Source organism: Nostoc sp. NMS2 (assembly GCF_017115105.1).
Lineage (GTDB): Bacteria > Cyanobacteriota > Cyanobacteriia > Cyanobacteriales > Nostocaceae > Nostoc.
Map to the genome: position 1 here is coordinate 1 of NZ_JABXKH010000024.1, position 5995 is coordinate 5995.

Sequence of the window (5995 nt, forward strand, 5' to 3'; positions counted from 1 at the left end):
GGCAAATCCTTATTCATTAGAGTTGAACTACAGGTTTCAAGATAGACGTGGTTTAGTTAAGAATCTTGTTGCCTTTAAGCTAAAGAATGTCGAAATCCAAGAAAATTATTATATGAATGCCGAAGAATTCTTAAACCAAGGATTGAACCACAGTTTGCAAGGCGATTATCAAGAAGCGATGCCTGCGGCGACCCCAGAGGGTTACGCAGCTTACACCCAAGCAATCAAGCTCAACCCTAACTATGCCGAAGCTTACCATAATCGAGGGATTATTCTAAGTGGTCAACTCAAAGATTATCGTGGTGCGATCGCAGATTTTAATCGGGCTATAGAAATTAATCCCAATTTTGCCACAGCCTACTGTCACCGGGGTAATGCACGTTACTTTTTAGCCGACTATCAAGGAGCGATCGCAGATCATAACCAAGCATTACAAATCGATCCCAATCTCGCCCAATCTTACCACAGCCGGGGTAATGCTTACTTTGCCTTAGAAAACTACGACAAAGCGATCGCAGATTATATCCAAACAATAGAAATTAGTACCCAATTAGCTGATAACATCAATATTGATATTGCCAATGCTTATCACAATCGGGGTGTCGCTTGTTTTGAACAAGGCGATCATCAAGGAGCAATTGCAAATTTTCAACAAGCTTTACAGTGGCATCCCAATTTTGCCGCAGCATACAGCAATCGGGGTAATATTCACCATATCTTAGGAAATTTTCACGAAGCGATCGCAGATCATGACCGAGCATTACAATTAGATCCTAAGTTGGCGGAGGCTTATCATAATCGAGGTAATGCCCACTACTCTTTAGAAAATTATCAAAGTGCGATCGCTAATTTCAACCGCGCTCTAGAAATAAATCCCAGGTTTGCTGGAGCATATTACAATCGGGGTTTGGTTCTTGCTCATCTCAAAGAATATCACCGAGCAATTGAGGATTTTAACCAAGCGCTAAAGTTTAATCCCGATGATGTGCAAGCCTATTGTGAACGGGGTCTTGTCCGTAGTACCCTTGAAGACTATGAGGGTGCGATCGCAGATTATGACCAAGCGTTACAAGAAAATCCGACTCTGGCTTTAGTATACGGCTTTCGGGCTAATGCTCTTTGCCGATTGGGAGATTATCAAGGCGCAATTGAAGATAGCAATCGGTTATTACAACTCAATCCTAGTTTAGCTGAAGGATATTGCGATCGCGCGGCGGCTCGTCGTTCTTTAGGAGATCATAAAGGAGCAATTAAAGATTACGACCGGGCATTACAAATTAACGATAAATTAGCCGCAGCTTATTATGGTCGGGGGATTGCTAGGGAAGCTCTGCAAGATTTACAGGGAGCAATTGACGATAACACCCAAGCGATAGAATTGGTTCCTGAATTTTCGCAAGCGTACTGCAATCGAGGAAATGCTCGTCGTCTTTTAGGGGATGAACAAGGAGCGCTCGTAGATTATAATCAAGCATTAGAAATTAATCCTGATTTAATTGAAGCATATTACAACCGAGGTTCAACGCATTATGCTTTAGAAGCTTATGAAAGTGCGATCGCAGATTACACCCAAGCTTTACAAATAAATCCTCAATCTGCTGCATTTTACAGCGATCGCGCTAATGCTCGCTATGCCCTAGAAGATTATCAAGGGGCAATAGAAGATTACAGTCGAGCGATCGCCATCAACTCCAGCTTTGCTGAAGACTGGTACAATCGGGGTCGTAGCCGTTCTCTATTGGGAGATTTGCAGGGAGCGCTCACAGACTTAAACCAAGCCTTACAGCTTCAGCCTCATTGGGCTTCAGCTTACATCCTGCGAGCAGATGTCTACCAAAATCTGGGTGATTCTCAAGGAGCAATTGCGGATTTCCAGAAATCCGCAGATTTGTATTACCAAGAGGGAAATATCCAGTATTATCAACAAATTACCGAGCTTATTGAACAGCTTCGATAAAGGAATTGGGGATTGGGAATTGGGCATGGGGCATGATGAAGAGACAAGGGAGACAAGGAAGAGGGGGGAGACAAGGAAGAGACTATTCAATAATTCCCCCTTGTCCCCCTTTTCCTCCTTGTCTCCCTACTCCCTCATCCCCCGGTTGGTGAGCGAAGTCGAACCACATCCCCCTCATCTCCCCACTCCCCACTCCCTACTCCCTTATTTCTTCAAAACGGAAGCGTTCCATAAAGCGGCGGTCAATACAATCTTTGTAATGCCACAAGAGTTTGTAAGGTGGTAAAGTGAAGATGCCTTTGGTTGCAATTGCCCGTCCATCTCCTGTACCAATTAAACTTAAATATTGTTTCTGTGGCTTATAGGGTTTGAGTGACTTACCTAATAAAATTCGCTGCAAATTCTTAAATAAAGGTTTACCTTGTCTAACAGCAAACACCCCAGCTTTGGGACGCGGATGATTTACCATTGTGGCGATGTCACCAGATGCAAATACCTGCGGATGTGTTTGAGATTGCAACGTGTCTTCTACCAGAATAAAACCTTGCTCATCAGTTCCTAGTCCCGCAATTTTTAACCATTCGGGTGCTGAAGCTTGCGTTACCCAAAAAATTTTATTACACTCTACTGTTAAACCAGAGTCGCATTTAATCTCAAATATTTCTCTAGTTTCCTTATAGTTTTTAGGTGTGATATTACACACACTTTCTCCAAGATGTAGCTCAATACCTCGCTCGGTGAGAATTTGCTGAAGTTGATGCCGTACTGATTGATGGTAATTGGGCATCAGTTCCATACTACGCTGAAATAAATGAATTTCCAGATTTTGAATTGGTTGTTGAGTTTGACGGAAAATCTGATGTAAATGAGATTGCATCGCCAACGCCAATTCTACACCGCCAGCACCTCCACCTGCGATCGCAATGCGAATTGCTTCTTGAGGATTTTTACTTACAGCTGCAATTAGTTCATCCCAATGTTCCAATAGCTGCGATACTGGTTTAGCTGCGATCGCATATTCTGCTGCTCCTGATACAGACACTCTGGCCGGAGTGCTGCCAATATCAATAGACAGCACATCAAAATCTACCGCAAATCCGTTAGCACAGAGAACTTTGTTGTTTTCCAAGTCTAGGGCAACTACTCTGTCAATATACAAATTTGCTTGAGCAAAGTTAGCCAATGGTTTCAAATCAATATGACATTCATCATGGGTGTAAAATCCAGCAATGTGTCCTGGTAACATTCCAGAGTAGGCTGTCTTTTGATTTGCACTAATCAACGTCAAACGCACTCCGGGTAACGGCTTCATTCCAAACATTTTCAGGTCAATTACATGGCTGTGACCGCCACCAATCAGCACTAAGTTTTTAACCATAGTATGTTGACAGTAATCATTAATTATTTTCATGGTGTAAAAAATATTTCATCAATTAATAACAGTCAATTATCAAAAATATGTCTGGGGATACAGGCTTTCCAAGAAAAAATTAACCAAACTCAGTGTAAGTTCCCAAAAGGGCATTTAAGAAGAGCAATTGAACAACTAGAAAATAACACAATAGAAAACAGTCTAGCTGTAATTAATGATTTAGAGCAAATTGCCCAAAATTATCCACAGTATCACTGGATAGTTATGAACATTCTTACTACTTTTATCCGAAAAAATTCCCTTTATATACCTCAAGAAGAAGTAACGATTAAATTAGCAAAAGTTCGTGTAGATATTCAAGTAGCCCTTACCGTTATCGCTCAAAGAGATATAAATAAAGACCCAGAAAATGAACAACTTGATTTGAGTCATATCGACATTAGAGGAGCAAACTTAAATAGAGCGAATCTACAACAGATAAACCTTTATCAAGCTAATCTGACTGGGGCAAACCTCACAGAAGCTAATCTTGCAGGAGCAATTCTCAGTGCAGCTAACCTTGAAGGTGCTAACTTAAAAGGAGCTAACCTAGAAGGGGCAATTCTTAGTGCAGCTAACTTAAAAGGAGCTAACTTAAAAGAAGCTAACCTGCATTGTGCAAGCTTATATCTAGCTGATTTACATGGGGCAATTCTCAATGATTCCATACTTCATGGGGCAAACCTTAGAGAAGCTAAATTATCTGGATAAAACACCAGTACTGTAAGGCGAAAGTTAGAAATAAAAAGCTTATAGGGCAGGATTTTCACCAATTTTCAATAATTGCTCAATTTCGCCCTAATTTACTAGTATATTCGATATTATTACCTAGTTAAAGAGGGCTTCTGACACCTATGATAATTTTCTGCTAAATGGTATACTATTTTTTCCAAACATCTAAGTAATAATTCTAGGTTGTAAGGAAAATCTTTACCATGTCTTCTAAAAAGACAGACACTCTGTTGAATTGGTTGATAACTATAACAGTTATATTTGGCTGCTCATTGACTGTAATTTTCTTTGCTTTATCCAGTATTAAAGAATTGTCAATTCAGGAAAAAATTCAGTATAGAAACCAAGCGTTAACAACTACTGCAATAGTTTTTCTGGCATCGGCGGCAATGTTTAATACCTATTATGCAGCAAAGCGGGTTCAAGCGATGCAGAAAAATGCGATCGCAGCTGAGAAAAACCTAGAAATTGGCCTTCAGAATGCCAAACTCAATCAAGACAGATTGATTTCAGAACGCTTTATGGGGGCAATTGCCCAGCTTGGTCATGATAAAATTGAAACCCGAACAGGTGCAATTTATGCCTTAGAAAGAGTTGCTCAGGATTTTCCTAAAGAACACTGGACAATCATGGAAATCCTCACTGCCTTTGTGCGAGAAAATGCACCTATCCAGCAGGTGAAGGTGGAGCAACAAAAGCCGGAATATTCACCTGATGCTTACTCAGGTAGGCGTAGAGGTGGGTCGCGTCCGACACAGCAGTTAGAGCAAAACCTCCATGAAGAATTTCCAATAATCCGCACTGATATTCAAGCAGCTTTAACTGTTATCGGTAGGCGTAATTTACTCGAAGACCCAAAAGATCAGAAACTTGATTTACGTCATATTGACATCAGACGAGCAGACCTCTTAGGAGTTAACCTGCAACAAGCAGATTTACGTGGTTCTGACCTGAGTGGGTCTGACCTGCGTGGAGCCGACTTGAGTGAAGCTGACCTGAACGGCGCTAAACTCGTTAGGTCTATTCTTTATGAAACCAAATTACTAAAAGCCAGTCTTTGTGGAGCTAATCTATGTTTGGCTAATCTCAACCGTGCTAATCTTTGTGGAGCTAACCTGCGTTCAGCCAACCTTTCTGGAGCAAGTCTGCGTGTAGCGAATCTCCAAGGAGCAAACCTCTATAAAGCTAACTTGCAACAAGCAACTTTGAAAGTCGCCAACCTCTCTGGAGCAAAGCTGTTTTTAGCTAACTTGCAAGGTGCAAAACTGGGTAAAGCCAACCTGCATCTAACAGGTTTGATTGGTGCTAACCTTTCTGGGGCCAATTTGAATGGAGCAAACCTTTCTGGGGCTAACTTGAATGCAGCTAAACTCCACCAAACAGAAGTTTATTTTGCCAACCTCTCAGAAGCCAGTTTAACAGAAGCTGACTTACATCAGGCAAACCTGATTGGAGCCAACCTGCATAGAGCGACCTTTTATCAAGCTAATCTGACTCAGGCAAATCTGATGGGAGCCAACTTTTTAGAAGCTGACCTCAGTGATGTCAAACTGGAAGGGACAATTTTAACAGGGGCTAAAAACTTAGAGTTACACCAGATTAGAAAGGCACTTGGCGATCGCACTACTCGCTTACCTGATTATATAGAAGCACCGACAGATTGGCGGCAATCAGGTTGAGTTAACATAGCATCAATTAGTTATTTGGGCGCATTCTACCGTTTTCACTTCAGCTTACTTTTCCAGACTCCAGCCTAGCACTAAGGCTACTTCAGCAGCTAATTCTAGCAAAATAAACTTAAATTACAGCGCTTTTCAAATTATTAAACCACACCATTTCCCATAGGTGTCAACTTAACGTGAAATCGTTGCAATGGCGTTATACCAAGTCCACTC

Annotated in this window: 4 protein-coding genes; 3 read left to right on the forward strand and 1 reads right to left on the reverse strand. The window is 41.3% G+C overall.

Going from position 1 to position 5995, the window contains the following annotated elements; all coding sequences use genetic code 11:
- Window positions 1-112 precede the first annotated feature (112 nt).
- Window positions 113-1957 (forward strand): tetratricopeptide repeat protein, encoded by a 1845-nt coding sequence (locus HWQ36_RS01885; protein WP_292697502.1) that lies wholly within the window; start codon window positions 113-115, stop codon window positions 1955-1957.
- A 196-nt stretch (window positions 1958-2153) separates the two neighbouring features.
- On the opposite strand, the gene HWQ36_RS01890 is transcribed toward HWQ36_RS01885, so the two are convergent.
- Window positions 2154-3335, reverse strand: coding sequence for an FAD-dependent oxidoreductase (locus tag HWQ36_RS01890; protein ID WP_292697499.1), 1182 nt, complete (start codon window positions 3333-3335; stop codon window positions 2154-2156).
- 3 nt (window positions 3336-3338) lie between these two features.
- Here HWQ36_RS01890 and HWQ36_RS01895 point away from each other — a divergent pair, with 3 nt between their 5' ends.
- Together HWQ36_RS01895 and HWQ36_RS01900 are read left to right on the forward strand one after the other, a co-directional pair.
- Window positions 3339-4079, forward strand: a complete 741-nt coding sequence (locus HWQ36_RS01895) for a pentapeptide repeat-containing protein (protein ID WP_292697500.1) — start codon at window positions 3339-3341, stop codon at window positions 4077-4079.
- Between the two features lie 224 nt (window positions 4080-4303).
- Window positions 4304-5779 (forward strand): pentapeptide repeat-containing protein, encoded by a 1476-nt coding sequence (locus tag HWQ36_RS01900; protein WP_292697501.1) that lies wholly within the window; start codon window positions 4304-4306, stop codon window positions 5777-5779.
- Window positions 5780-5995: the final 216 nt, after the last annotated feature.